The organism is Bradyrhizobium sp. (assembly GCF_049581145.1).
Classification (GTDB): Bacteria; Pseudomonadota; Alphaproteobacteria; order Rhizobiales; family Xanthobacteraceae; genus Bradyrhizobium.
Map to the genome: position 1 here is coordinate 1 of NZ_JBAURI010000388.1, position 2080 is coordinate 2080.

Here is a 2080-nt window from a genome sequence, read left to right on the forward strand (position 1 = left end):
GGCAAGCGGCCCGGCCGAACCGCCGGTGGGTGGCGGCGCCGTCGGAACGTTGACCGGCGTGGTCGGAACCGCGATGGCGGTCGCAATCGCGTTTTGTACCGTCACCGCCGCTGCGCTTTGCGCCGCCGCGGCGCTGGAATCGGTGGTCGCTGCCGTTGTTGTCGTGGAACCGTCCGAACTCTTGTTCGTCGATTTACCGTCACTTGGCTTCGTGCTTGACGACTTGGTGCTGCCCTGCTGGGCCGCATTGGCGTTGCCGTTCGAGTTCGCGCCGGAGCCGTTGTCGCTGGCCTGTCCGCCGGCAGGCGCGCCCGGATTGGTCTGGTTGTTAGCAGACTGTGACTGTGACTGTGACTGGGGCGGGGACTGGCTCTGGTTCGGAGCTTGGTTGCTGGCGGGCTGCGCATTGCTCGATGCCGCCCAGTTGTTGGCGGCAGGCTGCGGCGCGGCCGGCTCCGGGGCGGGCGGCAGCAGGCTTCCAAGATCGGCCGGTGTATTGCTGTCGACCAGCGCGGCAAAGCTGTTGGCGTTGCTTTGGGCGGGATCCGGCAAAACCGGCTTGGGGGACGGCGCGCTGGAATAGGACGCGCCTGCGGCGGTATCTGACGTCACACTCAACACGGGCGGCCTCTTGGGATGAAACTCACCCTTTCCGTAGCAAGCGGCGGGCCAGCCTCGGGTGCGATAAATATCTAGTTTTATCAATGTGTTGCGTGATCTGCCGAAAATTGCCCCGCCCCCCGATGAGTGCCGTTTCTGCCTGTCGGCAAGATTTGCCGTTTTGGTCCGTAAAAGGCCGGCCCTCATGATTGCGTGAGGCGAAGGCGGCCTATATTAGAGTGCAGCTTCCCGCTCGTGCGCTGTCTGGCCCGCATTGCCGTCGGAACCGGTCAGGGGGCCTTCTGATAACAGTTGCAACAGGCCCTGGACGCAAAACGGCTTTCTGATCGCGGCGAACATCGCGTCTGCGATCGTACCGGTGACTCGAAAACATGCTCAACAGTCTCGAACTGGAAGGCCGTCCGCAGGACACCAGGGTCGTCGTCGCCATGTCGGGCGGCGTCGACTCCTCGACGACGGCTGCGCTGTTGAAGTCGGAAGGCTACGATGTCGTCGGCATTACGCTGCAGCTCTACGATCACGGCGCGGCCACTCATCGCAAGGGCGCCTGCTGCGCCGGCCAGGATATCCACGACGCGCGGGACGTCGCCGAGCGGATCGGGATTCCGCATTACGTGCTGGACTATGAAGACCGCTTCCGGGAATCGGTGATCGATACCTTCGCCGCAAGCTACGCATCGGGCGAGACCCCGGTGCCTTGCATCGAGTGCAACCGCGCCATCAAGTTCCGCGATCTGCTGAAGACCGCGCGCGACCTTGGCGCCGAGGTGCTCGCCACCGGCCACTATGTCGCCTCGCGCCGTCTTGCCGACGGCTCGCGCGCGCTGGTTTGCGCGGCGGATGCCGAACGCGACCAGAGCTATTTCCTGTTTGCGACCACGCGCGCGCAGCTGCAGCATTTGCGCTTTCCGCTCGGCGACATGACCAAGCCGCAGGTGCGCGAACTGGCACGGCGCTTCGGGCTGACGGTCGCCGACAAGCACGACAGCCAGGACATCTGCTTCGTGCCGACCGGGCGCTATACCGACATCATCGGCCGACTGCGGCCGAACGCCATGGAGGCCGGCGATATCGTCGACCTCGAGGGCCACGTCCTCGGACAGCATCATGGCATCGCGCACTTCACCGTCGGGCAGCGCAAGGGGCTCGGGATTGCCTCCGGCAAGCCGCTCTATGTCGTGCGGCTCGATGCTGCGAGCCACCGCGTCGTGGTCGGTCCGCGCGAGGCGCTGCGGATGGATCGCATCGTGCTGCGCGACGTCAACTGGATCGGCGACGGCGCGCTCGACGATGTCTTGAGCAAGGGACTCGAGATTTTCGTCCGCGTGCGATCGACCCGGCCGCCGCAGCCGGCCTGGCTGCGCGGCGCGGCCGGCCGTTACGAGGTCGAACTCGTCGCGGGCGAGGAGGGCGTCTCGCCGGGCCAGGCCTGTGTGTTCTACGACGCGCCGGCCGGACG

1 protein-coding gene and 1 pseudogene are annotated in these 2080 nt (G+C 65.9%); one reads left to right on the forward strand and one right to left on the reverse strand.

Going from position 1 to position 2080, the window contains the following annotated elements:
- Nucleotides 1-807, reverse strand: a pseudogene (locus WCB02_RS12485) (hypothetical protein); the annotation flags it as partial.
- A gap of 185 nt (nt 808-992) precedes the next feature.
- Here WCB02_RS12485 and mnmA point away from each other — a divergent pair.
- The coding region (gene mnmA, locus WCB02_RS12490; RefSeq protein ID WP_423958530.1) for a tRNA 2-thiouridine(34) synthase MnmA at nt 993-2080 on the forward strand (1088 nt) is incomplete at its 3' end.